The organism is Nitrososphaerota archaeon, from assembly GCA_016872055.1.
Taxonomy (GTDB): Archaea; Thermoproteota; Nitrososphaeria; order Nitrososphaerales; family Nitrosopumilaceae; genus Nitrosotenuis.
Window position 1 is genome coordinate 90,120 of record VHBH01000001.1, and the last position, 24,773, is coordinate 114,892.

28 protein-coding genes and 1 rRNA gene are annotated in these 24,773 nt (G+C 40.2%); 17 read left to right on the plus strand and 12 right to left on the minus strand.

Going from position 1 to position 24,773, the window contains the following annotated elements; genetic code table 11:
- Positions 1 to 18: 18 nt before the first annotated feature.
- Positions 19 to 1,497, minus strand: a 16S ribosomal RNA gene (locus tag FJ354_00510).
- 276 nt (positions 1,498 to 1,773) lie between these two features.
- Between FJ354_00510 and FJ354_00515 the strand changes: the two genes are divergently transcribed.
- The gene (locus FJ354_00515) at positions 1,774 to 3,078 is read left to right on the plus strand and encodes an aminotransferase class III-fold pyridoxal phosphate-dependent enzyme (protein MBM3905154.1); all 1,305 of its coding nucleotides are present in this window, start codon (positions 1,774 to 1,776) and stop codon (positions 3,076 to 3,078) included.
- Positions 3,079 to 3,348: 270 nt separating this feature from the next.
- On the plus strand, positions 3,349 to 4,017 hold the full coding sequence (locus tag FJ354_00520; GenBank protein ID MBM3905155.1) for a molecular chaperone DnaJ: 669 nt from the start codon (positions 3,349 to 3,351) through the stop codon (positions 4,015 to 4,017).
- Here FJ354_00520 and FJ354_00525 read toward each other — a convergent pair.
- On the minus strand, positions 4,014 to 4,424 hold the full coding sequence (locus FJ354_00525) for an HIT domain-containing protein (protein MBM3905156.1): 411 nt from the start codon (positions 4,422 to 4,424) through the stop codon (positions 4,014 to 4,016). The two genes, FJ354_00520 and FJ354_00525, sit on opposite strands and share 4 nt — an antisense overlap.
- Positions 4,425 to 4,522: 98 nt before the next feature.
- Between FJ354_00525 and FJ354_00530 the strand changes: the two genes are divergently transcribed.
- Complete coding sequence (locus FJ354_00530) at positions 4,523 to 5,662, plus strand: 3-hydroxyacyl-CoA dehydrogenase family protein (protein ID MBM3905157.1); 1,140 nt, start codon at positions 4,523 to 4,525, stop codon at positions 5,660 to 5,662.
- Here the strand turns inward: FJ354_00530 and FJ354_00535 are convergent.
- Entirely contained in the window at positions 5,652 to 6,161 is a 510-nt protein-coding gene (locus FJ354_00535; protein MBM3905158.1) for a TIGR00725 family protein, read from the minus strand. The two genes, FJ354_00530 and FJ354_00535, sit on opposite strands and share 11 nt — an antisense overlap.
- A gap of 282 nt (positions 6,162 to 6,443) precedes the next feature.
- Between FJ354_00535 and FJ354_00540 the strand changes: the two genes are divergently transcribed.
- Together FJ354_00540 and FJ354_00545 are read left to right on the plus strand one after the other, a co-directional pair.
- Complete coding sequence (locus tag FJ354_00540) at positions 6,444 to 6,854, plus strand: hypothetical protein (protein ID MBM3905159.1); 411 nt, start codon at positions 6,444 to 6,446, stop codon at positions 6,852 to 6,854.
- Positions 6,851 to 7,045: a hypothetical protein gene (locus FJ354_00545; protein MBM3905160.1), complete on the plus strand. Its 195-nt coding sequence runs from the start codon at positions 6,851 to 6,853 to the stop codon at positions 7,043 to 7,045. The genes FJ354_00540 and FJ354_00545 overlap by 4 nt, the downstream gene beginning before the upstream one ends.
- Here the strand turns inward: FJ354_00545 and FJ354_00550 are convergent.
- The 3 genes from FJ354_00550 to tuf are packed head-to-tail and all read right to left on the minus strand — an operon-like array spanning position 7,042 to position 8,880.
- Positions 7,042 to 7,248: an RNA polymerase Rbp10 gene (locus FJ354_00550; GenBank protein MBM3905161.1), complete on the minus strand. Its 207-nt coding sequence runs from the start codon at positions 7,246 to 7,248 to the stop codon at positions 7,042 to 7,044. The two genes, FJ354_00545 and FJ354_00550, sit on opposite strands and share 4 nt — an antisense overlap.
- 10 nt (positions 7,249 to 7,258) lie before the next feature.
- Entirely contained in the window at positions 7,259 to 7,567 is a 309-nt protein-coding gene (locus FJ354_00555) for a 30S ribosomal protein S10 (GenBank protein MBM3905162.1), read from the minus strand.
- 14 nt (positions 7,568 to 7,581) lie between these two features.
- Complete coding sequence (gene tuf / locus FJ354_00560) at positions 7,582 to 8,880, minus strand: translation elongation factor EF-1 subunit alpha (protein ID MBM3905163.1); 1,299 nt, start codon at positions 8,878 to 8,880, stop codon at positions 7,582 to 7,584.
- Positions 8,881 to 9,034: 154 nt separating this feature from the next.
- On the opposite strand from tuf, the gene FJ354_00565 reads away from it, so the two are divergent.
- The 6 genes from FJ354_00565 to endA are packed head-to-tail and all read left to right on the plus strand — an operon-like array spanning position 9,035 to position 14,031.
- A complete protein-coding gene (locus tag FJ354_00565; protein MBM3905164.1) occupies positions 9,035 to 10,168 on the plus strand; it encodes a fructose 1,6-bisphosphatase in 1,134 nt (377 codons plus the stop codon).
- 49 nt (positions 10,169 to 10,217) lie between these two features.
- Entirely contained in the window at positions 10,218 to 10,607 is a 390-nt protein-coding gene (locus tag FJ354_00570; protein MBM3905165.1) for a hypothetical protein, read from the plus strand.
- Positions 10,608 to 10,657: 50 nt separating this feature from the next.
- A complete protein-coding gene (locus FJ354_00575) occupies positions 10,658 to 10,945 on the plus strand; it encodes a hypothetical protein (protein MBM3905166.1) in 288 nt (95 codons plus the stop codon).
- Between the two features lie 47 nt (positions 10,946 to 10,992).
- The gene (locus FJ354_00580; GenBank protein MBM3905167.1) at positions 10,993 to 12,759 is read left to right on the plus strand and encodes an ATP-dependent DNA ligase; all 1,767 of its coding nucleotides are present in this window, start codon (positions 10,993 to 10,995) and stop codon (positions 12,757 to 12,759) included.
- Positions 12,760 to 12,803: 44 nt separating this feature from the next.
- Positions 12,804 to 13,457, plus strand: a complete 654-nt coding sequence (locus FJ354_00585) for a DUF47 family protein (protein MBM3905168.1) — start codon at positions 12,804 to 12,806, stop codon at positions 13,455 to 13,457.
- 40 nt (positions 13,458 to 13,497) lie between these two features.
- A complete protein-coding gene (gene endA / locus FJ354_00590; GenBank protein MBM3905169.1) occupies positions 13,498 to 14,031 on the plus strand; it encodes a tRNA-intron lyase in 534 nt (177 codons plus the stop codon).
- Here endA and FJ354_00595 read toward each other — a convergent pair.
- Both FJ354_00595 and FJ354_00600 read right to left on the minus strand, forming a co-directional pair.
- Positions 14,028 to 14,399: a hypothetical protein gene (locus FJ354_00595; GenBank protein ID MBM3905170.1), complete on the minus strand. Its 372-nt coding sequence runs from the start codon at positions 14,397 to 14,399 to the stop codon at positions 14,028 to 14,030. The genes endA and FJ354_00595 overlap by 4 nt on opposite strands.
- Positions 14,400 to 14,404: 5 nt before the next feature.
- Positions 14,405 to 14,641 (minus strand): hypothetical protein, encoded by a 237-nt coding sequence (locus FJ354_00600; protein MBM3905171.1) that lies wholly within the window; start codon positions 14,639 to 14,641, stop codon positions 14,405 to 14,407.
- An 82-nt stretch (positions 14,642 to 14,723) separates the two neighbouring features.
- On the opposite strand from FJ354_00600, the gene FJ354_00605 reads away from it, so the two are divergent.
- Both FJ354_00605 and FJ354_00610 read left to right on the plus strand, forming a co-directional pair.
- On the plus strand, positions 14,724 to 16,499 hold the full coding sequence (locus FJ354_00605; protein MBM3905172.1) for an SDR family oxidoreductase: 1,776 nt from the start codon (positions 14,724 to 14,726) through the stop codon (positions 16,497 to 16,499).
- Positions 16,500 to 16,946, plus strand: coding sequence for a hypothetical protein (locus FJ354_00610; GenBank protein ID MBM3905173.1), 447 nt, complete (start codon positions 16,500 to 16,502; stop codon positions 16,944 to 16,946). It begins immediately after the preceding gene.
- A gap of 188 nt (positions 16,947 to 17,134) precedes the next feature.
- Here the strand turns inward: FJ354_00610 and FJ354_00615 are convergent, their stop codons facing one another.
- Both FJ354_00615 and FJ354_00620 read right to left on the minus strand, forming a co-directional pair.
- A complete protein-coding gene (locus FJ354_00615; GenBank protein MBM3905174.1) occupies positions 17,135 to 17,887 on the minus strand; it encodes a sulfite exporter TauE/SafE family protein in 753 nt (250 codons plus the stop codon).
- A gap of 335 nt (positions 17,888 to 18,222) precedes the next feature.
- On the minus strand, positions 18,223 to 18,717 hold the full coding sequence (locus FJ354_00620; GenBank protein MBM3905175.1) for a DUF192 domain-containing protein: 495 nt from the start codon (positions 18,715 to 18,717) through the stop codon (positions 18,223 to 18,225).
- 153 nt (positions 18,718 to 18,870) lie between these two features.
- Between FJ354_00620 and FJ354_00625 the strand changes: the two genes are divergently transcribed.
- Positions 18,871 to 19,257: a transcriptional regulator gene (locus FJ354_00625; GenBank protein MBM3905176.1), complete on the plus strand. Its 387-nt coding sequence runs from the start codon at positions 18,871 to 18,873 to the stop codon at positions 19,255 to 19,257.
- Here the strand turns inward: FJ354_00625 and FJ354_00630 are convergent.
- Complete coding sequence (locus tag FJ354_00630; protein ID MBM3905177.1) at positions 19,244 to 21,070, minus strand: ATPase; 1,827 nt, start codon at positions 21,068 to 21,070, stop codon at positions 19,244 to 19,246. The genes FJ354_00625 and FJ354_00630 overlap by 14 nt on opposite strands.
- A gap of 554 nt (positions 21,071 to 21,624) precedes the next feature.
- Here FJ354_00630 and FJ354_00635 point away from each other — a divergent pair.
- The 3 genes from FJ354_00635 to FJ354_00645 are packed head-to-tail and all read left to right on the plus strand — an operon-like array spanning position 21,625 to position 24,100.
- Positions 21,625 to 23,001 (plus strand): TldD/PmbA family protein, encoded by a 1,377-nt coding sequence (locus FJ354_00635; GenBank protein MBM3905178.1) that lies wholly within the window; start codon positions 21,625 to 21,627, stop codon positions 22,999 to 23,001.
- Positions 22,998 to 23,537, plus strand: a complete 540-nt coding sequence (locus FJ354_00640; GenBank protein MBM3905179.1) for a uracil-DNA glycosylase — start codon at positions 22,998 to 23,000, stop codon at positions 23,535 to 23,537. Before FJ354_00635 ends, FJ354_00640 begins: the two co-directional genes overlap by 4 nt.
- Entirely contained in the window at positions 23,534 to 24,100 is a 567-nt protein-coding gene (locus FJ354_00645; GenBank protein MBM3905180.1) for a DNA-3-methyladenine glycosylase, read from the plus strand. Before FJ354_00640 ends, FJ354_00645 begins: the two co-directional genes overlap by 4 nt.
- Here the strand turns inward: FJ354_00645 and FJ354_00650 are convergent.
- Complete coding sequence (locus FJ354_00650; GenBank protein ID MBM3905181.1) at positions 24,078 to 24,707, minus strand: DedA family protein; 630 nt, start codon at positions 24,705 to 24,707, stop codon at positions 24,078 to 24,080. The genes FJ354_00645 and FJ354_00650 overlap by 23 nt on opposite strands.
- Between the last annotated feature and the right edge of the window lie 66 nt (positions 24,708 to 24,773).

The window sequence follows — 24,773 nt, forward strand, 5'->3', positions numbered from 1 at the left end:
AGTGCATCCATCACATTTTTTCTAAGGAGGTGATCCGACCGCAGGTTCCCCTACGGTCACCTTGTTACGACTTTTCCCTCGTTACTGACCTCAAGCTCGATAATGCCAAGTAGACACTACCTCACTAAAGGCCAATTTCGATGAAACGACGGGCGGTGTGTGCAAGGAGCAGGGACGTATTCACCGCGCGGTAGTGACGCGCGGTTACTAGGGATTCCATATTCGTGAGGGCGAGTTACAGCCCTCAGTCATAACTGAGATATTGTTTAATGATTGCCTCCTCCTTTCGGATTCGGAACACATTGTCAATACCATTGCAGCCCGCGTGTAGCCCTAGGGTTTCGGGGCATACTGACCTGCCGTGGCCCCTTCCTTCCTCCACATTAACTGTGGCGGTCCGTCTAATTCGCTCCACTACTCCAGAGAGTAATGGTAGCAACTAGACGCAGGGGTCTCGCTCGTTACCTGACTTAACAGGACATCTCACGGCACGAGCTGGCGACGGCCATGCACCACCTCTCAGCGTGTCTGGTAAAGTCTTCAGCTTGACCTTCATTCTGCTGTCTCCCCAGGTAAGATTTCTGGCGTTGACTCCAATTGAACCGCAGGCTTCACCCCTTGTGGTGCTCCCCCGCCAATTCCTTTAAGTTTCATACTTGCGTACGTACTTCCCAGGCGGCAGACTTAACGGCTTCCCTGCGGCACTGCATTGGCCACAAGCCAATGCATCACCGAGTCTGCATCGTTTACAGCTGGGACTACCCGGGTATCTAATCCGGTTTGCTCCCCCAGCTTTCATCCCTCACCGTCGAACGTGTTCTGGTACACCGCCTTCGCCACAGGTGGTCATCAATAGATCAAAGGATTTTACCCCTTCCTACTGAGTACCGTGTACCTCTCCCACTCCCTAGCTGCACAGTATTTTCGGCGGCCTATACGTTGAGCGCATAGATTTAACCGAAAACTTATGCAACCGGCTACGGATGCTTTAGGCCCAATAAACCTCCTGACCACTCGAGGTGCTGGTTTTACCGCGGCGGCTGACACCAGAACTTGCCCACCCCTTATTCACCAGTGATTCTACAACTGACAAAAGACTCCTTTAGCAGGAGACACTCGGATTAACCTTGTCGTGCTTTCGCACATTGCAAAGGTTTCTCGCCTGCTGCGCCCCATAGGGCCTGGGTCCGTGTCTCAGTACCCATCTCCGGGCCCCTCCTCTCAGAGCCCGTACCTGTTATAGCCTTGGTGGGCCATTACCTCACCAACAAGCTGATAGGCCGCAGTCCCATCCTACAGCGATAAATCATTTCAACCACAGGCCATTCCAGGCACTGTGGTCTATTGGGTATTATTCTCAGTTTCCCGAGGTTATCCCCATCCATAGGTTAGGTTAACTACGTGTTACTGAGCAGTTCGCCTTGTATTGCTACAACGACTCGCATGGCTTAGTACCAATCCGATAGCAGTCAGGTCCCGCAGGATCAACGGGATTCTTGGTTTAATATTATTACATTTTGGAATTGGACGGAATGCACTAATCTTCACATACTCAGATTAGATCATTTGATCAAATCCTCATTTTGTATGCGTAACTGGAGGCTCGTAAATCACAAAATGGCATAATGCCACACTTCATCACAAGCGCCGCCAAAGCGTTACGTATGCAAAGTGGAAACAAAGAGAATATCATATAAACCATGCAGAATTTTTTGCAAAAAATTAGGAATTTTCGATCAAAAATATATTGCTCAATATAAGGCAAGAAGCGAGTTGGATAAAATAGAAAGGATTTACAGAAAAAAAACAATAAAGTCAGCCAAACTATTTGCAGAATCAAAAAAACGTCACGTTAACGGCGTCAGCCATAATATTCGATTTTTTCCCCCATACCCATTTGTGACAAAGTCAGCATCTGGGAAATACCTAATTGATGTAGATTCCAACAAATATGTTGATTTTTGGATGGGGCATTGGAGTCTCATTTTGGGCCACAAAGCATCTCAGGTCTTTGCTAGTGTTCGTGAGCAACTACGTCATGGTTGGATGTATGGAACCGTCAACAAGAACACAATAGAACTATCAGAAAGAATCGCTGTAGTAGTTCCAGTTGCAGAAAAAATTCGCTACGTTACAACAGGAACAGAGGCCACAATGTATGCAGTTAGACTTGCTCGTGCAATTACCAAGAAAAAAATAATTGCTAAAATCGATGGTGGGTGGCATGGATACACAACAGACCTTTTAAAAACGGTGAACTATCCTTTCAATCAAACAGAGAGTAGCGGTCTAACAGATGAAAAAAATATCATATCATTACCCTATAATGATTTGGAGAAATCAATTAGCATTTTACAATCTGCAAAAAATGATCTTGCAGGCATATTAATAGAGCCAATACTAGGTGGGGCAGGCTGCATTCCTGCAACAAAAGATTATCTAAAAGGAATTCAAGAATTTGCAAAAAAGAAGAGCGCACTATACATTTTAGATGAAATTGTGACGGGATTCAGGTTCAGAAACGGCTGCCTCTATAGTACTATGAATTTGGATCCGGACATTGTCACATTGGGAAAAATTGTTGGGGGAGGATTTCCAATCGGTGTAATTTGTGGGAAAAATGAGATCATGCAATATGCCGATACTCAATCATTTTCAAGAAAGGATAGAGCATATATCGGCGGAGGAACTTTTTCAGCAAATCCGATGACAATGACTGCAGGCGCCACCACATTAGATGTTTTAAAGAATAACAAATCAATCTATCCAAAAATCAAAAGACTTGGAGACGAAGCACGTAGAAAAATAGCACGTGTGTTTGACGGCAAAGTGATCACGACTGGAAAAGATTCTTTGTTTATGGTACATTTTGTACAGAGTGGAGTTTCAGAAGTAAACAATGCAAAGGACGCATCAAAATGTGATATGAGAATGCTACATAAATTTCACTTTGAAATGATTGTAAAGGATGGGATATTTTTCCTACCTGGAAAACTTGGAGCATTTTCCAATGCGCACTCTACATCAGATTTAAAGATGCTTGTTGACGCATCTGAAAGATTCTCCGAGAACAACTGAATAATCAGTTTATTGAGGAATGATTTATTGTTATACCGCATCGGCACAATCATTTGAGAGTAAGTGAGATATACTATACAAATCACTGATTCAAAAGATTCAGATCAGCATAAACAAAGACATGATAATTAATCAATTTTAGTCTAAAAGAATCCCGGGTTCTAGCCAGGTAATCAAACATGGTACTATTGATAAATAGGGTAGTATCAAAAATCTACAAATTAAAACACAATCAATAAAATTTTAAAACAGTAACGAATATGAGATTTGTTGGATTCATCACAGGCATATCTAATATTGAATCTAAGGCCTAATGCAACACATAATGAAGTCAAGCAGGCATACAGAAAGCTCGTTTTAGAATCACACCCAGATCGAAACGATTCTGAACAGGAAGGGAATAAATTCAAGATGATCACGGAGGCATACCATACTCTAAAAAACAATAGAGCCCAGTCCTCAAAACTAAATCAAAAAAGAAACATACATCCCAGAACAGAACAAGAAAAATCCACATACAGATGGGGGTCACGTCATACGGATAAAATACCAGAAGAAGATTGGAGTAAGTACACAAAACAAACAGAACAAGCAGACCCACATTTTTGGCAGGAATACGTCGCAGAATTTTGGAAAAACTATGAATCTGTAAAATCAAAACAAGCCAAGAATCCATATGATTTTGAGGTAACACAGGAAAAGAAACCCAATTTGTTTTCAAGTGTAGAGCACAGTCTGTGCATTGGGTGCTGTAGTTGTGAAATTATAGCACCGCAGGTATTTCATATCGATAAACTATCAAAGATGAATCCTAAATCAAATGTAATAAATCAGACAGGTGCAAGTGTCGAAAAAATAATGGATGCCGCCCAAACATGTCCTACAAAAGCAATCAAAGTAGAAGATATAGAGGCTGGAAGACGCCTATACCCATACTAGCTAGTTTTTAGCTTGGATAAAATTTTATCAAATTCTGCATCTGATAGTTTTGGTCTATGCCTGAACATTGAATGTACCGCACCAGCACCATCAGATTGACTTCGTGGAATCAAATGTATGTGGATGTGTGGAATTTCTTGGCCGGCATCTTTCCCGTTATGGATTGAGATTAGAGAGGAGCCATTTATTGAATCAATTTTTGGAATTAGAGCATGCATTAGAGAAAACAGATCAGCGTTATCCTCAGAAGTAATATCCTGTAATTTTGAATAGTGGTTTTTTGGAATAACTAGAGTATGTCCTTTGGTCAGTGGGAATGCATCCAAAAAAGCAATTGATTTTTTTGATTCGGATACTATTCTTGCCGGAATTATACCATTGGCAATTTTGCAAAAAATACAATCCATACAAATACAAAATACTCAATTATTGATATATTTTACAATTATTTTGTACGACATAAAACTCGAAATACATTATAATGGATAAGAATTCAGCACAAACATTGACAGTTAAAAATATCACAGTTCTTGGTTCCGGCATCATGGGACACGGTATTGCCCAAGTCAGTGCAATGTCCGGTTATAATGTAGTACTGAGAGATATCGAGCAGCAATTTTTGGACAAGGCAATGGAGAAAATCAGATGGAGCCTTGAAAAGCTAGTAGGTAAAGGAAAGATCTCAAAACAAGAATCAGATTCAATTCTGTCTAGAATCAAGACCGTGGTTGATCTTAAAGAGGCAGTAAAATCAGCAGACATGGTCATAGAGGCGGTTCCAGAAATAATGGAACTAAAAAAGAAAGTATATTCCGAATTAGAGCAAGTAGCAGACAAACGGATTATCTTTGCGTCAAACACCAGCACACTGCCGATTACTGAAATAGCAAATACAACAAGCAGGCCGGATAGATTTATTGGAATTCACTTTTTCAATCCACCACAATTAATGAAACTAGTAGAAGTAATTCCAGGACAAAAAACAGATCCTCAAATAGTCAATCTTACAGTGGATTATGTCAAATCAGTAAAAAAGGAACCCGTTATTTGTAAAAAAGATGTTCCCGGATTCATAGTGAATCGCCTTTTCATACCCATGGTTCATGAAGCGTGCTGGTTAAAACAAAGAGAAACCTACACCTTAGAAGAAATCGACTCTGCAGTGAAATTCGCCATGGGGTTTCCAATGGGAATTTTTGAGCTTGCCGACTTTACTGGCATGGATGTAATCCACAAAGCAACAATTGAATTACAAATACGTGACAAAAAAGTTATCTTGCCACATCCGCTTATTGAAAAGCTCTACAATGACAAGAAACTAGGTCAAAAAACAGGCGAGGGATTTTACAAATATTCCGACGAGAAATATGAACGAATCCAGCTTGATGAAGAATTAGCAAAAAAATGCAACCCAATATCACTTGTCGCAAATATACTGAACAATGCTGCATGGCTTGTCACAAACAAGGCAAGCGACATTACAGAAATTGAAAAGGCGGCTCAGCTTGGTCTTGGCCTCAAAAAACCGATTTTTGATACTGCAAAAGAATTCGGCATCAAAAATATAACATCCGAGTTAAATGGATTGGCACAAAGATACGGTACTTTTTACGAGCCAGATCCTCTGCTAATAACTATGCAGTAATTTGACTTAGGATATAATCGACAGCTTCTTGCGGTGTCTCTACACCAACAATTTTGACATTTTGTCTATGATCTAAATATTGATCTGCAAATTTTGTTGCGATTCCTCCAGAAGATCTTAACGCTGTGATTGGTTTTTTGTGCATGTATGCAGCACAAGTTTCAGACAAGGTTCCAGAGCCACCGCCCACAATAATTACGCCATCTGCCGATAACGCGTTAAGAAAATCCCTAGATAGACCCAGTCCACTTGAAATGACTATATCGCAGTATTCGTTTGCATATGAGGGATTGTCCTGTGGGATTATTCCAACAGTAAGCCCGCCAGCATCGTGCGCGCCATGCGATGCTGCCTTCATCACACCTCCAAGTCCACCAGTTATTAGAACAGAGTCAGATTTTGCTACTTCAAATCCAACCTCATATGCAAGTTTTTCTATCTCAGGAGTCGAACCGCTTTCATCATTTCCTATGACTAGAATTTGTCGTTTTTTTGCCAATATAGAATCAGAATACTTCGGCCAAATATTGTTTAAGATCGTTTTCGATCATCTTTATGAGCGCAAAGGATATAAAATTAGTAAGGCACTAATGATTATGGCGAAAAGAACTATGCCAGTATGCTTAACTGCAGACCAATACAAAAAACTTGAAGAGATTGCAAAACTTAATGGCATGCTGGATGCAGGACAAGCAGTGGAAAAGATCCTAAGAGAAATCTAAGGTTTTTACTATTCTTTTTATGATTACATTTTTTAAAAGATACCGTTTATTGGTACCTATTGGGCATTTTTGATAAAAAGCCAGTGACATGCACTCTATGTAACAAACAGACCACGCATAAGCACAAGGCAAAAAAGGAATGGAACATGCAAAATCCTCTCTGCACTGATTGCTATATGAAAACAATGGAGCAGTACTACAATGGCACAATTAAGCAAAAATGCACTAGTTGTGGAATTGTTCAAAAAATAACTGATTTGTGGGAGCCGCGTTGGCAGTGGGACATGGAAGGATTGTTATGTAAAAAGTGCTTTGACTCTAAAGAAATTGATTTTAATCAGAAAAAAGAATTTTGCTCAGCCTGCGGTACGCGACTTAGTTTCTTTAGATATAATCCAAAAAATGAATGGAAGTTCGATGGACAGTTATGCCGAAAATGTTGGGATGAGCAAAAGGAATCTCGTAGATGATATTTAGAAAAAGAAATCTCTGTGACAAATGCGACCAAAAATTTGCCTCACAGGAAGAATTAATGCAACACAAGCAAATTGTGCACGGTAAAGAGCTTCCTTACGACTGCAAAGCATGTAATGAATCATTTACAAATATGCAAGATATGCGAACGCACCTGCAGAAACGTCACAGTTATAGAAATGATTAGACTGCTGGCAGTGTTTTGACGATTGGTGGTCGTGCTTTGGTAAATACTCTGAAACCACAAATACACTTTATTTCAGGTAGTCTTGTGAGTTCGGTATTTGTCACGTTTGTTCCGCAACGAAGGCATGTGTAAATAACATCAAACTTTTCAGTTGCTGGTGCCATTTCGACTGGTGCGTCAATTGTATTAGGTTCTTCCGACATTTTTCTAATCCTACTTTAATGACAACTCGATATAAACATCATCAGGAATTTTTAGTCTCATTAACTGTCGTATTGCTTTGTCATCAGCGCTAAGATCAATTATTCTACGGTGCATTCTCATTTCCCATTTTTCATAGGTTTCAGTTCCGTTGCCGCATGGTGATTTTCTTGTAACCACATTTAGTCGCTTTACTGGCAATGGTGTAGGACCTTTGACTTTGACTCCTGTTTTCTCTCCAATACCCATAATCTCTGTGCAAACGCCATCAAGTTTAGGAAGATTGGTGCTTGTCAGTTTTATGCGGGCGGATTGAGTCAAGACAAAAACCAGACTTATGGCTTGTGTTCTTCAGTGATATCTTTGATAATACCAGCTGCAATTGTTGCACCCATGTCTCGAAGTGCAAAGCGTCCCATTTCTGGAAAGTCTTTGAATGTCTCAACACATGTTGGGCGCACTGGTCGAATTTTTACAATTGCCGAATCGCCGACTTTAAGGAATTTTGGATTTTGTTCATCAACTGCACCTGTTGCTGGGTTGATTTTTGCTTCAAATTCTGTTATTGTTGCTGCAACTTGTGCGGTGTGTGCGTGCATTACTGGCGTGTAACCAGGTGCTACTGCTGTTGGGTGATGAATTACGATAATTTGTGCTCTAAATTCTTTGGCTGCCTTTGGTGGATTGTCTGGGTGTCCCATGACATCACCTCTTTTGATGTCTTTCTTTTCAACACCACGAAGGTTGAAGCCAATGTTGTCACCGGCTTCTGCCTTTTCTAGCTGAGTGTGGTGAGTTTCAATTGATTTTACTTCACCTGTTGCGCCAGACGGCATTACAATTATCTTATCGTTTGGTTTGAAAACTCCAGTTTCTACTCTTCCCACCGGGACTGTACCTACTCCGGTAATTGTATAGACATCCTGAATTGGAACGCGTAGTGGTTTACCAATTGGCTTTTCTGGGTTTGTGAAATCATCGAATGCAAGTAATAATGTCTTACCTGTCCACCAAGGCATATTTTCAGATTTCTTTACTAAGTTGTCTCCTTTCCATCCAGAAACTGGGATGATTGGAACGTTTTCTAGTTTGTAACCAACGGATTTGATTAGTTTTTCAGCTTTTTCCTTTGCAACTTTGAATGCTGCTTCAGAATATTTGCTGTCGTCCATTTTGTTGATTGCTACAATTAATTGGCTTACACCTAGTGTTTTAAGCAAAAATGCGTGTTCTCTTGCTTGTCCACCTGGAGCAATAGCAGTATCAGTTTCACCTTCTTTTGCTGAAAGGACTAGAACTGCAGCGTCTGCTTCAGATGCTCCAGTAATCATATTTTTGATAAAGTCTCTGTGACCTGGTGCGTCAATCAGAGTGAAAAAGTACTTCGGGGTTTCAAACTTCTGGAAAGCCAGATCGATTGTGATACCTCTTTCTCTTTCGTCTTTAATGTTATCCATAACCCACGCGTACTTGAAAGTGTCTCCTTTTCCAGTCTTTTCAGACTCTGCTGCGTGTGATGCGATGGTTCTTTCGTCTACAAGACCCATATCCATTAAGAAATGTCCCATTGTGGTCGATTTGCCGTTATCAATGTGACCTGTTACGATCAAGTTCAGGTGTGGTTTTGTTGCCATGTGATTGTTCCTCTTCTGAGGGGTTTATTACCGTTACGATTTTTTCAAGACTTTCTGTTGTTTTTTGGATTTTTTTGAACAATGGGATTTTGTAAAAAAAATTGACAAAACAATACTCAAATACTATAAATCAAAGTAATCAAAGTCTGAAATTGTGAAAGTTACAGTTTCTGCAATCAAAGCTGATGTTGGCGGTATTGGCGGCCACACAAGACCAAGCGATGGGTTGTTAGATGCTGTAAGAATGACCATTAAAAATGCAGGTAATCTATTACTAGATTATTACATAGGATATTCAGGTGATGATGTACATATCATCATGTCTCATACCAAGGGCACGGATAATGCTGAGATTCATGGATTAGCGTGGAAGGCATTTGAAGAGGGTACAAGAGTTGCCAAGTCAGAAGGATTGTATGGTGCAGGACAAGACCTTCTAAAGGATTCATTTTCAGGAAACGTAAAGGGTATGGGTCCGGGAGTAGCAGAGTTAGAATTTGAGGAAAGACCGAACGAGGCATTTACTGTTTTAGCGGCAGACAAGACGGAGCCAGGTGCATTCAATTATCCATTTTATCGATTATTTGTGGATGCGTTATCAAACACAGGATTAATTGTAAACAAATCACTTGCTGCAGGAGTAAAATTCAACATAATGGATGTGGAAGAGGGAAAAATTGCAGAGTTAGAACTTTGGCAAGACAAACCAGTCTTGGAGGCAGCGCTAATGTATCCCGGTAGATATGTGATTTCTTCAGTATACACAAAATCTGGCGAGCCAATCGCGTCATTATCAACTGATAGATTACACAACATTGCAGGGACATATGTAGGAAAAGATGATCCAATCGCCATAGTGCGAACACAGAAGAACTTTCCTGCAACAGAAGAGCTAGGAAGTGTTTTCAATAACCCACACTATGTAGCTGGCAATACAAGGGGTAGTCACCACATGCCATTAATGCCAGTTAAGATAAACACTGCAGCGTCAATCGACTTTTGCATACCGATCATAGAGGCGCTAGTGTTCTCAATGCATAACGGCAAATTCACAGGTCCGTTTGATGGGTTTTCGACTCCAGATTGGGACTATGTGAGAAACATTGCTACACAAAAAGCACTTGCAATGCGAAGCCAAGGATTCATCCACCCAGCAACACTCGTTCCAGCAGAATTAGAATATGCTGAAGGATACAAAGCTGCAATCGAAGGTTTGCATAAGAGGATGAAGCCCATGGAATCCACTGCCAAGTCAACAGGTAACAAAAACTACGAAGATCCAGACTAGGCCAAATAAACATCAATAAGGTTAAGTGTTATTACGAGAATAACTGGTCATGCTGAACTCAATTATGGTACTACTTTTCTTTGCAATAGGCATCGTAGCGAACATTTTCATTTCTGTCTTTGGTCAAATAGTACCAACCGCCGTTGGGGGATTTTTCCGAGAGGTCGCCAGCGCCTTCATAATAGCGGCAGTACTGATTTTTGCATTTACGTGGTTCATGAAGGCAAGGCCCCATAGCAAAGCAAAGAAATACAATGTGATCGTATTTGATATCAACAATCAACAATTCCAATTAGAAGGAATCAGGACGGAATTTACAAATCATGATGTGGCATGGTCTTTTATGAAACAGTACAAGTTAAACTATCCAATGTTTAACTTTGCAATGGTGGCCGACTCCAAGGGTACTGACAAAAAAACAATTTTCAGATACATCTAAAAATATTTGAGCACTAGTTCTAAATAGTAAAAACGAGTCAATTTATCAGGTTGCCACTAGATATAATCGAAGAAAAACATCTTAATGACATCATCATCTACGCTCTGGACTATCCAAGTATGGTACTAACCCATGTCAAATCCCCAGCCCATACAGGTTCATTGGTAGATTTAGCATATGGCCTGTACGTCGGATACATTAGTGGAGTGTTTTTTGAAGGATTTTTGGGGAGAAACAAGAGATTTCTAAATGAGGACGAGATGTCACACTTTAACAAAATCATTGGTGAGAATAACAAGACAATTGTATTGAAAATAAAAGCAAACCTTCACTTGTAACACAATCAAACGGCTGGCTTTTATCTGAGAGTGCAAAACTCTATCCAATGCGGTTTTCAGAGATTGCAGATACTTTTGAAAAAATGAGCTCCACCACAAAGAGATTGGAGCTTACTCAGTATTTGGTGGAATTATTCCAAAAAACACCGCAGGAGACAATCTCAAAAATGGTATACCTAATCCAAGGTAAGTTGCGCCCAGACTTTGAAGGGGTTGAACTTGGCTTGGCAGAAAAACTCGCAATACATGCGCTTGCAAAATCATCTGGGATCCCGATAAAAAAGATAAACTCCGTCTATGCGGAAGATGGAGACCTAGGTAGTGCCGCAGCAAAAATTCTAGAACAAAAAACCCAAACTACGTTCTTAGCACAAGACATTACGGCAGAGCGGGTATACGAAACACTATACAAAATAGCCAAACTGGAAGGACAGCGCTCGCAAGACATGAAAATGAAATATGTTTCTAGTCTGCTAAATGATGCAACTCCTCAAGAGGCAAAATTCATACTAAAAATTGCTATGGGTACACTTCGCCTAGGAATTGCAGACAATACCGTAATGGATGCCCTCGCAATATCATTTACCGGCTCTAAGGAAAATAGAGAGAAATTAGAAGCAGCATATAACGTATCATCTGATTTGGGAAGCGTTGCTGAGACCATTGCACGTAAAGGATTGGACGGGTTGAGGGATTTTCATGTTAAAGTTTTCAGTCCCATACGACCAATGCTTGCGGAACGAGTCAAATCAGAATCGGATGCAGTTGAAAAACTCGGAACGGGATTTGCTGCAGAATACAAACTTGACGGCGAACGTGTTCAGATTCACTATAAAGACAACAGCGTAATATTGTACTCCAGGAGATTAGAAAACATCACCAGTTATTATCCAGACATTTTGGAAAATGTCCCAAAGGCACTAAAAACAACTGACGTCATACTAGAGGCAGAGGCAGTAGCGGTAAATCTTGATTCTGGGGAATTTCTCCCGTTTCAGGAATTAATGCATCGACGAAGGAAGTACGACATTGACAGAATCGTGGAGAAATACCCAATCACAGTAAACCTATTTGATGTACTGTATCTTAATGGGCAAGACCTTTTAAATGAGCCATACATGGCAAGACGAAAAAAACTTGAAGGGATAACAGTCGAAGACGACTATACTAAGATAGTCACACAGACCATAGTCCATACTGAAAATGAAATTGAGGATTTTTTGGAAAATGGGATTAATGCAGGATGTGAGGGGTTGATGCTCAAAATGCTTGATGCCCCGTACAGGGCAGGAGCACGAGGAAATAATTGGCTCAAATTAAAGCGTGAGTATAGAAACGAGCTTGGGGATAGTTTGGATCTAGTCGTAATTGGGGCATTTTTTGGAAAAGGTCGTAGGACTGGAAAATACGGAACACTTCTTTTGGCCTCATACAACGCAGATAGAGATGTTTTTGAGAGCATTTGTAAGGTAGGAACAGGATTCACAGATGAAAACTTGGATCAATTTTTTCAAATACTACAAGACAAAGTCACACTCAAGAAAAACCCAAGGATAGAAAGCGGAATGGAGCCAGACGTATGGTTTGAGCCAGAACTGGTAATTGAGATAGTGGCTTCAGAGATAACACTCAGCCCAGTACACATGACGGCAAAGGATTCAATCAGGTCCGGAAGCGGACTTGCCTTGAGATTTCCAAAGTTCACAGGTAAAATCCGCATGGAAAAAGCTGCAGAAGACGCATCCACAGATCAGGAAGTAATCGCACTATACAAAAATCAGAAAAAGGTGACCCAAAATGTATCCGAAGTCTAAAATTTGCAAGCTTAATTAATACCACCTAAAATTAACCAAGAAGGATGTATAGTGGAGAACTAGAGGTCCAAGCAAAACGAAAAGCAATTGCAGTTTTGCAAGACGAAATCAACAGAATACTAAATGCTGCAAGAGAACTAGCGACGCTTCCGGCATTGATCATGAAAAAAGATAAGGCCGGAATAAAGGCAATAAACGCGCAAATTTCCAGTATTGAGGAAGAGGTGGAGAACCTTCGACGCAAAATTACACGTGAAGTAGCAGACGTTGGCGGTTTGATAATGAATAGAGAGAATCTACTTAACACCGCATATACCATGGATGAGATTGCAGGCTACATCACTGGAATCGCATTCAAATTATCAAACATAAAGCCAGCCACATTAAAAACTGCAAAAATAGATGAAGACATATCCACTCTGATCGATTTACTTGTTGACGAAGTCTACAAACTTAATGAGATTGTGAGGGGTCTTAATACAAACACTGCGAATGCGATCGAGCTTGCCCAAGAAACCCAAAAAATAGAACGTGAAATAGATAAAAAGTACAGACAGACAGTAATCAAAGCACTTGATGAGATTTCAAACACAAAAGAGCTTTTACTGGTTAAAGACGTGATTCAGGGAATTGAGGAAATGTCGGACAAATGCCAGCAGGTGTCAGACTCTTTCATTATGCTCGCATTGAGTCTATAATCCAACTTTTTATACCCAAATACAATCATTTTTTGTAACAATGCATGGCGAGCTTGTAGAAAATAGAATTGTCGTATGGGATGTGAAGAAATCAAGAGAGCTTTTTTCAGAGTCATATTATGGCAAACCAATAGGTATGGCAAAGCCAAAGCCAGAAGAAATTGATGTCCCATTAATCCTGGATTTGATAGAAGGATTCTATCTTCAAGGAAAAGACCAGTTAGTAATTCACAAATCAAAGAAAAAAATAACCAAGCCACAATTATTGGAGATCTGCAGAAAAGAATACCATAATTTTGACAAGAAATATCAAGTTTACAAAGATTTTAGAGACAAAAACTATATCGTAAATCCGGGGATAAAATTTGGTTGTGATTTTGCAGTGTACCAGAGAGGGCCAGGAATTGATCATGCGCCATACTTGGTTCAGGTACACAACAAGACAGACGCAGTAACATCAACGGGAGTTGTGTTGGCAGGAAGACTTGCAACCAGTGTAAAAAAGCACTTTATCTTGGCAATACCGGGCTCTGATAATGTGAATTATTTGGCACTTGATTGGTGGCGTGCCTAGATTTTCTTTACGTGCTCTGCGATTTTGTTGTAAATTGCATACATGTCTTTTGTGATTTTGAACTCGTGAGAGTTTTTCCACTTACTGTAAATTCTGACTCCGTTGTTTGACGGATCGATGTAGATGCTAGCATCCTTGATGGATTGTTGTGCGATCAGTTCATTTAGCGCAGAGTCTTTGTTTAGCTCATCTGCAAGCAGACCACCATTCCAGCTCACAGATTCGACTTTTTTGCCATTAAAATGACCAGATGTCTTCAGGATTGTTCTTGCTACATACTTGGATGGGTTTGATGTCTCTATTTTGACGATAAAGTGAGCCTGAAATCTGTCCTGAGCGCCCCAATGAGAAACGAGTGGATCTTGCATTTTTCTTAACCTTTTTGGATTATTTGGATAACGTCGATATTAGAATTTTTTAGTTCAACAGTGCCACGATTTGTGACCATTCTTGTCGTCTGTGAAAATACCCTACTAGAATAATCGTCTTGCTCTACAGAATCTGTTCCTTGCTCTTTGGCGGAAGATTCAACACCAATAGTCTTTAGCATGTGAGACACTTTTTCTGGCCATGTCTCATAGACGAATGTGTCAGATTCTGTATCATCCATGTTTTTGGTGTTTTGGTACCCACAAATAAAGATTTGATATCGAATTGATCCACATAAATAATACAAGCCAAATGTCAGATTCATGTTAAAATTTCAAAATAAAGTCGTTCTAGTCACTGGGAGCGGTACTGGTATTGGTCAGACAGTTGCAAAATTATTTGCCGAAAATGGTGCAAGTATCATAATTTTAGGCAGAAGAAAAGAACCCCTAGAGGATACAAAAAAGATCCTAGACGAGATAATTAATCGTGTAAAAAGTAATGCCAAAGTTTGGCTATTTCCAGGAGTAGACGTCAGTGACGAAGCAGGCGTCTCACAAATGTATGATAGTCTGCAGAAATCAGGAACATTTGTAGATGTTGTAGTAAATAATGCAGGCGTTTCAGGACCAGTCACGTGTTTTGCAAATTCACCCCTTGATGAATTCAAAAGTGCTGTTGGAATACACCTGACGGGTACATTTTGGACGTCAGTTCAGGCACTTAAGGTGATGAAGTCAGGTGCAAAGATTGTAACAATTTCGACATTCTTTACAGAAGAAAAACCATACGAACAGAGACCATATCGTTTTCGTAGTCCCTACACTGCAGCACAGGGGGCAAAGAACCGACTTTCCGAGGCAATGTCATGGGAGCTAGTCGAAAAAGGAATAATATCTATTGCAACAAACCCGGGTCCGGTTCACTCCGATAGGATTTACAAAACCGTATATCCAAAGGCGGCAGCCGAATTTCTACGAGTAAGTGGGTTTGAGGATCTGACCCCATCTGAAGTAGAAATTGCAAATAAGGACATTGTCGGTTTACTTGGAGAAGACGAAAGGACAATTAGTGAGGGAATCATAAAGGCCGCCGAAGCAGTTGTCAAAGTAAAAGGCGGCGATGTACAAAAAATTGCAGATACCATAAGAAAGATTCTTCCCAAAATTCAAGAGATTGCAGAAAAAGTTCAAAAGAACACATCATTTATGATTGCAGACAAGCAATTCCTATCACAGATGCAGGTAGCGCAGACAGTGCTCACACTTGCAGACGATGATATTGGAAAAATTCTAAACGGTAAAGTGATCCCAGGAGATAGAGTCTTTTATCCAGTAAAACCACATATTGCAACTATTACACCGCATGCACAACCAAACTTTGCATCAGAAGTAGTAGTGTTTGCAATAGACGCGACAGACAAGCAAGACTCTGAGAGGGCGGAATTTTTGGCACAACATATAGAGAAAAACGGTGGAAAAGCAGTATGTTTTATCTCAATTTCTGCGCCAAAAGAGATACAAGACTCGATTAGTTCAAAATTCCACAGTCATGTGATTGATTTCACAAACCAAGCCGAGGTACAAAGATGGTTAAACACTGCAAAAACAGTAGGAAGACTTGCTACCTTAGTATACATAACTGGTAAAGTACCATCAACCGTCAAAATCACCCAATTATCAAGAAATAGTTGGGATGGTCTAGTTGATAAATTCATAAACACACCAGCAACAGTAATCCAAACGGCCCTTGAAACATTTGTTCCTGGGGGCAAAAAAGACCCAAGGTTGTACAAGTCTGCAAAAGCAACAGTAATGGTGATTGGTCCAGACCTACCAGCAGGACCAAAGGTTTCTGGCGCGGATAGAGCACGAGTAGAAGTGTTCAGAGGAGCACTAAGACCATTTACAACCACGGTAAACCAAGAATTAAGTGATGTGCTTAAATCCAACATTAGATCATTTTTGGTCTTACCTGGAAGCATCGATGGAAAGGATGGGGATAATTCAAAAATTGCAAATGCATTGAACTATTTTGTCACCGATCCTGCGCGTAGTTCATCAGAAGTAATATTCTGTATTGACGAGACAAGAGATTAGATGAAAAAATTTTCTGATCTCAAAGTAGGAGACGAGTATTTTTCCACATGTACGTTTTCCAAAAAAGAACTTGAGTCATACTTGGCGTTTGCCAGAATAAAAAATACAATATTTGATGATGATGAATATAGTAGTATTGTTTCGGGCCGTGCAATAACAGCAAGGATTGAGGGCGAATTCACAAGGCTAAGCCAAATCTATGGAAACATGATTCTCTTATATGGAATGGACGGTGACCCAGGCTGGGAAAACAGAAACACTCGATTCCTTAAACCGCTGCATGTAGACGAAATTCTCAAGATCAAATACACAATATCAGAAAAAAAAGACCAAGATGATGAATTCGGTATCATAGTAGTTGATTTTGAAGGTAAAAAGGATAACGGGGACATAGTCGTAATAGCAAAGAAAAACTTGTACAGAATTAAAAAAGATCCACCAAGATAATTTATTCTGGAACGGAAACTGTCTCTAGTTTACCATCCTTGATTTTGATGTGTAAAGATCGGTTTCCCTGAAATACCAAGGTGATGCCACCGTCTTTGTCTGGATCTTGAACTGAGATCAACTCTTGCATTCGGATTCCATCAAATTTTACCATACTAAGTAACCAAGACACCTGATTATATCCTTAATCAAATACCAAGTGCATCCAAGAAAAGCTTGATTGCTGCAACCAAAATGACGGATATTATTAGAACCCTAATCTTGTTTTCTTTTATTTCAAGAGATAGCCTTGCACCGACTAGTCCCCCTGCAAAAGCACCTATTGACAGCAAAATAGAATATTCAAAGTTAGCATGACCTAGCAAAACATGAATAATGATTCCAGAAGCTGATGAAAACAACAAAATTAACTGCGATGTGGCAGTAGAGTTTTTGACTCCAATTCCAAGTCCAATTATCATTAGTGGGACAAAAACAATTCCACCCCCAATCCCAAAAAAGCTTGACAGAATTCCTGCAAAAAAGCTAGCCCCAGATGACACCGCCAACATTTTAGCTGAAAAATTGCCTTGTTTGGACTCAAGATTTCTCTTCACAAATAGATAATAGCACGATGCAACAAGTACCACACCAAACAATATTTTGAAGACGTCTGGCGTTACCTGGCCAGACAAAATTGCTCCAAGAATTGTTCCTGGAATAGAAAACAATCCCAAACGGAGTCCAATTTTGTAGTCAATACGTTTTTGCTTTGCGTATATACTCGTGGACGCCACAGAATTGCTGAATGCTGCAAAAAGACTACTACTTGATGCAATTGTATGAGGAATGCCAAGAATCGTCAACACCGGAACGACAACAATCCCACCTCCAAGACCAACAATAGAGCCAATCACTCCTGCCACAAAGCCAAGCGGGATTAGCCATAGATTTTCAAACATTTCTGCTATAGGATGGAATTAGTTTTTGAATCTTGTCCTATTTGGTTCTGCTAACTTGTTGAATGGTGAAAGTGGATCTTCTTCGGGTTAATTATGAATCGATTTTTATGAAAAATCTGGGCTTATTTTGTTTTACAAAATGGCGTTCTACTAGTTTTTGTTGTAATTATAATTAACTTCAATATATTCGGAATCTGTTTTTTCAATATATGCTCTTTTACTGGAGTCTGTAAGAACACAATTAGACCAATACTACTTCAATTGCTCCAGCAGAGTTATTTGGAGTTATATTTTTCAACGTTCTAAGATAATTGAGCAACTGCAGATTAGCCTTGCTAGACTGAGATTATTTTCAACTTGGAGTTTTCTGTTATACCAAACTTGTCTACAAATCCAGCAGCCACTTCAAGTACGTATTTAGCTTCTTCGCCATTTCCATTTGTAAATGTGCAAGTCATAGTTTCAAGTGCGGATTTGCAAGGTTGAGTATCTTTTTCTATATGGACTACATTCCCTTGTGCATCAATCCACATGATATCTAGGGAAAATTGCATGTTTAGCATCCACATTGAGCGAATTCCTTGGTCTTCAAAGATGAAAAGCATTCCTTGATCATATGGTAATTTTTCTTGGAACATCAGGCCTCTCGTTTGGAGCGGTTTTGTGTCTGCAATTTGAACTTGGAGTGTTTCGTCGTCGATTTTGATTATGCCTCGCGGAAATTCAGTCTGTTCTAGCTTGACGTCTTTTGGTATAGATGACATTCCTACAACGCCAATTATTACTGCGGCTATTCCGATTGGTATTAGGACCTGAGCGCGACTTGCCACAGAATTACAAAATCAAATGGTCGTTAAAAACCAATTATCCAATTTGATTATAAGAGCCGCGATATACCACAAAACAATTTGAAGAAAAAAGGCGAGATACGATTAGAGTCAATCAAGGCTGCCCACAGATCAACTAAATCAGATCTTTCCAGGATGGAGGACTATTTGGAGGTAATATCAGAGCTTGTTGAGCTAAAGGGATACGCTACAACTCTTGATGTTTCTCGCTACATGAATGTCAGTGCGCCAAGCGTCACCAAGATGCTACAAAGACTAGATGAGGGAGGTTATCTCAAATACGAAAAATATCATGGAATAAACCTAACCACGAAGGGAAACAGTGTTGCAGACGCAATACGACAAAAACACGGAATCCTACTAGAGTTTTTTGAAATACTTGGAATAGAACACGAGACTGCAAATCAAGATGCCGAGGGAATAGAGCATCATCTAAATCCGAAAACCATAAAACAGCTACGAAAGTTCATCGCATATTTGAAGTCTAATCAGAAAATTCTCGAAGGGTTCAAGAATCTTTAATCATAATATCGATATCATTTTTTGAAAAAGCTGATCTGGATAGTATTTTTCCTGCATCGGAACGTTTGGACATCTTGATTTTTCCGTGTCTAGCAACTCTTGCTGTTGCAACATATTGGTCTTTGATGTATAATTCTGCAAGCTGTCCACTGAAACGCTTGTTTACTTCAAAGAGTAAAGTATTTTTTGATTCGGAGAAATCAAATGATACTCCATGTCCTGAACTCTCTGAAAATGGTTCTTGTGAGTCTTTTTCCTGGACATCGATGTGGACATGTAGTATCTTTTCCATCTCATTAATGGTAGTGCCGCCTTTTCCTATCAGTGACGGAATTGCGTCCTTTTTTATTTTGATTCGAACATTGTTTTCTGACAGGACCTCGATTTGCGGATTTGGATCAAATCTTCGTATTGTTTCTTTGATTTTTTCTGCAGCCAGTTTGTAAACCCCAGACTTGGTTTCTGCGCCTTCCGTTACCGGAACAATTACGTTTTCTTCGCCAAAGGTATAGATTTCATACTCTAGTGTACCAGTCTCAAAATCTGCAATCTCTATTACAGGTCTTGCCAAGTCTTGCTCAACCATTCCTGACGGTACCTTGACTTTTAATTCTAAATCATAAACTTTGGCAATACCTCCATCTTTTACAAACACCACAGTATCAATTACGCTTGGAATCATCCCGAGCTCTATTTTTCCAATAAATCTTTGTATTCCATCAAGAGGCATGTTTGCGTGAACCACGCCAACCATCCCTACACCTGCAAGCCTCAAGTCAGCAAATACCCTAAAGTCATTCCTTTGTCGCACCTCATCAAATATTGTATAATCTGGCCTGACAAGTAACAAAATATCTGCTGAATTCTCAAAGCTACCATCCAGTTTGGTGTACTGAGTTACATTTTTGTCGACTTGGAGGTCTCGCGGTGACTCAAATGTCTTTACAACATTTCCCTTTGAGGCATAAAAATTCGCAATGCTTGATGCAAGTGTGCTTTTGCCAGAGCCCGGAGGCCCAGAAATAATTACTCCTTCGGCTTGGTCTGAAAGCCTTTCCATTAGTTTTGTAGATACACAATATTGGTCCAGCGTCATTTTTATGGTTGGATGAACTATAGTTATTTCGTGTGATTCCGAAAATGGTGGTCTAGTTATCGCTATTCTGTAATCTGCATATTGTATGACTAGTGCACCTGATTTTGAGATTTCTATTGTTCCTGCGTTCGATATTTTGCTTGCTTCCAGAATTTGTGTAGTGATTAATTCCAGGTATTGCTCATCAAGCGTTTTTTCTTCTAGTTTGACTAGAACAAATGCACCTGGTCTTCCTTTTTTGGCAAAAGGAGGATTGTTTTCCTTTAGGTGAACACTCATTGTTGTATTGTCAAAGAATCGCAAAAATTCAAGATTTGATGCAATTTTTTCCGGCTTTTGATAGAATACTGAAATTCCCTCTGCTTCTGCAGTCAAGCCCTGAACATAATCTGCCGTGTACAGTCTTGCAGAGTATTGTTTTGCAATGTCCTTTATGATTGCGTCAATTCTACCATGTTTTGCAAGTCGTATATCGTCAAGGCTTGGTCGCTGGCCTACAAACTGGATTTGGGTGTTGTTTTGCTGGCATAGTTTTTGGATTTTTTTTATTTCCTCCAAGCCTACAAAGCCCTGCTCTTTTCCCTGCGAAGCTTGCGCCTGCAGCTCATCTAGTGCAGCCATTGGGATTATCAGATCATCCTGTATTGACTTTGACTCGAGTTGTTTTGCTATAAAGCCATTAATTATTACACTGGTGTCTGCAACTATTTTTGGCACAAGTCCCCAAGACAGACTGGCACTATTAACCATAACTACAAACTAAACTTTTCATACCAAATAAAGATCAGAAAAAACAATTTCAACAATAGGAGACAAGAATGTGATTATCATAGAAGACGGCCCAGGCGCCGGCATTTTGCCAAAATAATTTCTAACCAAATTTGGACTCAAAAATCTACTATTTTCAAAGTGGCAAAACCTGAATAGCGGCGTTTATGGAACCAGTATAATCAAAAAGATCCCGCTAGGTTTCTAGATTACAACTTACAGATGTGGCTGGTTCGTGAACCATGGTTAGATTTACTCTTACAAAGGGAGGCCATAAAGTCGCAATGTAATCAAATAATCAAAACTTTTCAACATAGCCCAAAATAACCCAAGTTTTGCGATTCCCAAGCATGGATAAGAACACTGAATTTTATGCCACGTGTAGTGAATATTTTGCGGCATTGCGCAAGGCAGGCAAAAACGACTATGCGTTTGAGGATGAATACTTTTACACTATGCCGGTGATTTCAGGCAACAAATAACAATAAGCAACATCTCAAAAAATCGTGGAATGTCAAAATGCAATCAAAATTGCGCTAGAGCATGGCGCAACATACTGCGATGTCAGATCAGAGCGGAGTAAAAAGCAAGGAATCGTAGTGGAGACTGGACATCTGGAACAGTCCCAAATAAAATTTGACAGAGGGATAGGAATCAGAATTCTCTATGATGGTGCTTGGGGATTTTTTGCCACAACCGATGATGGAAAAGTAAATGATGGTATAATTTCTGCAATAAAGGCAGCAAAGGCCACATCAAAAAAGAACAAAGTAAAACTTGCAAACATACCAACAAATAAAAAAACAATAGAATTTACGATTACTAAAAAACCGGAAATCGAAGACTTGACAAGATTAGCATTTGAATGCGACAGCATAATGAAGGAAAATAAGAAAATTACAAAAAGACAGATCTTTGCACAGTCAATCTTTACTGAAAAGAATTTTGAAAGCAGCGAAGGAGTCATAATTACTCAAAACTATATGGATTGTACAATAGACCTAACGGTGACTGCTCGACAGAACATAACACAATCAATCAACATTACTGAAGGTGGGCGCGGCGGGCTTGAAAAGATCAGCGATGCAACAAAATCTGCAAAAGAGATATCGGACAAGGTAGTCCAGCTCCTAGACGCCAAGGCGCCGAAGGAGGAAAAGGCAACACTTGTGATGAATCCCGACTTTGTTGCACTGCTTACGCACGAGATTTTAGGGCATCCATCAGAAGCAGATAGAATCCTTGGAAAGGAGATGGCTTGGGCAGGAGGTGCGTGGTGGGCAGGAAAGCTGGGGCAAAAAATCGGCTCTGATACCCTAAATGTAATTGATGATCCCACAATGGCAAGCCTTGGCCAATTTGCATTTGATGACGAGGGGGTAAAGACAAAAAGAACAAGACTAGTTCATAATGGCACCCTAGTAAACCACATGCACAGCCGAGAAACTGCAGAGATCTTTGGGGTGGAGCCGACTGGCTCTATGCGGGCAACATCATATCAGTTCATGCCGTTGATTAGAATGTCATGTACATGTATAGAACCGGGAGAATGGAGCCCCCAGGAAATTATCAAGGAAGTCAAACATGGGTATCTTATATCAAACATGAAAGTGCCGTCAATAGACATGAAACGCCACAACTGGAGCATTTCTGCCCAATATGCAAACAGAATTGAGAATGGAGAGGTAAAGGAATTGTTGCGTGATATCATTATAGTAGGAACTGCTCCAGAATTTTTCTCGTCAATTGACGCATGTGGTGATGACTTTACCATACGCCCAATCACCAACTGTGGCAAAGGAGATCCAATGCAGCAAATGAAAATGGGAAACGGAGGACCTACAATACGTGGCGTGGCAACAATTAGGAGCGCGGGATGAATATTTCTGAAATTAGGGATCAGGTAATTTCTTGCACCAAATGTGAACTATGCAAGACTCGTACCAATGCAGTTCCAGGAAAGGGAAATCCAAGTGCCAAAATTGTATTCATTGGTGAAGCACCTGGAAGAATGGAAGACATAAGAGGCGAGCCGTTTGTGGGCTCGGCAGGAAAGAAACTAGCCGATGCACTTGCAAAAAATGGGATTTTGCGAGATTCTGTATATATTACAAACGTGGTCAAGTGCCGCCCGCCAAGTAACCGGGTTCCAAATGAATCCGAGCGGGAATCATGCAGAGCATATCTTGATGCAGAGATAGAAGTAATGAATCCGGAGATAATCTGCGTATTGGGCAACACCGCAAGCAAGTCTGTCTTTGGGCAGGGAGAAATAACAAAGAACAGAGGCAAGATTATAGAAAAAGATGGCAAAAAATATTTTCTGACGTTTCACCCTGCGGCAATGATTTACAACCAAGAATTGGCCGCAATATTTGAGTCAGACATTGCAACACTTGCAAAACTAGTAAAATGATACTAGCACGAAAATTCTACGAGCAAGACACAGTAGATGTCGCAAGGAACCTCCTAGGCAAAGTTCTGGTGCGCAAAATAGGAAAAACCACAGTATCAGGCATAATTACAGAGACTGAAGCCTACCGCCAAGCGGATGACCCTGCAAGCCATGCATATAGAGGAATCACTCCTAGAAACCAGGCAATGTTTGGAAACGTCGGATGTACCTACGTGTATTTTACATACGGAATGTATCATTGTCTCAATGTTGTGGCAAGAAGCCAAAAGCATCGAGCAGGTGCAGTCTTGATTCGCGGATTACAGCCAAAGACTGGAATTGACACCATGATAAAAAACAGAAAGACCGACAAGATTACAAATCTGACAAGCGGTCCTGGTAAACTCACAATAGCGCTAGACATTACAAAAAAGCAGTACGGCGAAGACTTGGTAAGATCATCAAAATTATACATCACCGAAGGAGTTACGCCGGACAGAATAATTGCGTCGCCTAGAATCGGGATTCGACTAGGTGTGGATAAGAAATGGAACTTTAGGACTAGTCATCGTCTTTTTGTATAGTCCATGGTGCGAACCTGCCAAGGATTTTTTCCCAATTTAGGCGTAAGACCAATAGCACTGAGCCTGTTGTTACTGCTACAAACACGCCAAATCCTACATAGATTATGGTCGGATCCTCTATGTCCTCCAGAAACGGGTCGACATGGTTCATTCCAAAATAATGTGATATCAGCACTATGATATAGCACAAAATTATTTTACCAATCAAAGTAGAGATGAAAAATCTTAGAGGGTTGTATTTTGCAAGACCTAGGGGAATATAGATGAGATCATCTGGAATTGGAGTAGCGGCAGCTACAAATGCGGCTGCTGCCCCGTAACGCTTGACTAGTCTCTCAAATGGCCTCATTCTTTTTCTTGTCTTTTCCGTTATTATTCTTCGTCCTTCATATGATATCAGAAATATGATCTGCTTTGCGACAGTAGATGTTATCGCCGCAATTAACACCAAATAATGTATGTTGAACTTATCACCAGCAGACATTGTAGCTAATAATATGAAAGAAGGTAGCGGAACAAAAGGGATGAGTGAACCAAAAAAGCTTACCAGTGCCAGGCCCAAATAGCCAATCTCGTCGGCAAATGGAAAAATGGTTGATAAATCCACGAACTTGGAAACGACAGATGATTATTAAGCCATTATACCACCACGAGCTTAAAATAGAATAAACCA

Bases quoted from the DNA above. Each gene is read 5' to 3' on its own strand.
- FJ354_00525 (MBM3905156.1), bottom strand. From the start codon at position 4,424: ATGGATTGTATTTTTTGCAAAATTGCCAATGGTATAATTCCGGCAAGA.
- FJ354_00545 (MBM3905160.1), top strand. From the start codon at position 6,851: ATGATATTTAGAAAAAGAAATCTCTGTGACAAATGCGACCAAAAATTT.
- FJ354_00550 (MBM3905161.1), bottom strand. From the start codon at position 7,248: ATGTCGGAAGAACCTAATACAATTGACGCACCAGTCGAAATGGCACCA.
- tuf (MBM3905163.1), bottom strand. From the start codon at position 8,880: ATGGCAACAAAACCACACCTGAACTTGATCGTAACAGGTCACATTGAT.
- FJ354_00570 (MBM3905165.1), top strand. From the start codon at position 10,218: ATGCTGAACTCAATTATGGTACTACTTTTCTTTGCAATAGGCATCGTA.
- FJ354_00580 (MBM3905167.1), top strand. From the start codon at position 10,993: ATGCGGTTTTCAGAGATTGCAGATACTTTTGAAAAAATGAGCTCCACC.
- FJ354_00585 (MBM3905168.1), top strand. From the start codon at position 12,804: ATGTATAGTGGAGAACTAGAGGTCCAAGCAAAACGAAAAGCAATTGCA.
- endA (MBM3905169.1), top strand. From the start codon at position 13,498: ATGCATGGCGAGCTTGTAGAAAATAGAATTGTCGTATGGGATGTGAAG.
- FJ354_00595 (MBM3905170.1), bottom strand. From the start codon at position 14,399: ATGCAAGATCCACTCGTTTCTCATTGGGGCGCTCAGGACAGATTTCAG.
- FJ354_00600 (MBM3905171.1), bottom strand. From the start codon at position 14,641: ATGGATGATACAGAATCTGACACATTCGTCTATGAGACATGGCCAGAA.
- FJ354_00605 (MBM3905172.1), top strand. From the start codon at position 14,724: ATGTTAAAATTTCAAAATAAAGTCGTTCTAGTCACTGGGAGCGGTACT.
- FJ354_00610 (MBM3905173.1), top strand. From the start codon at position 16,500: ATGAAAAAATTTTCTGATCTCAAAGTAGGAGACGAGTATTTTTCCACA.
- FJ354_00615 (MBM3905174.1), bottom strand. From the start codon at position 17,887: ATGTTTGAAAATCTATGGCTAATCCCGCTTGGCTTTGTGGCAGGAGTG.
- FJ354_00625 (MBM3905176.1), top strand. From the start codon at position 18,871: ATGGAGGACTATTTGGAGGTAATATCAGAGCTTGTTGAGCTAAAGGGA.
- FJ354_00640 (MBM3905179.1), top strand. From the start codon at position 22,998: ATGAATATTTCTGAAATTAGGGATCAGGTAATTTCTTGCACCAAATGT.
- FJ354_00645 (MBM3905180.1), top strand. From the start codon at position 23,534: ATGATACTAGCACGAAAATTCTACGAGCAAGACACAGTAGATGTCGCA.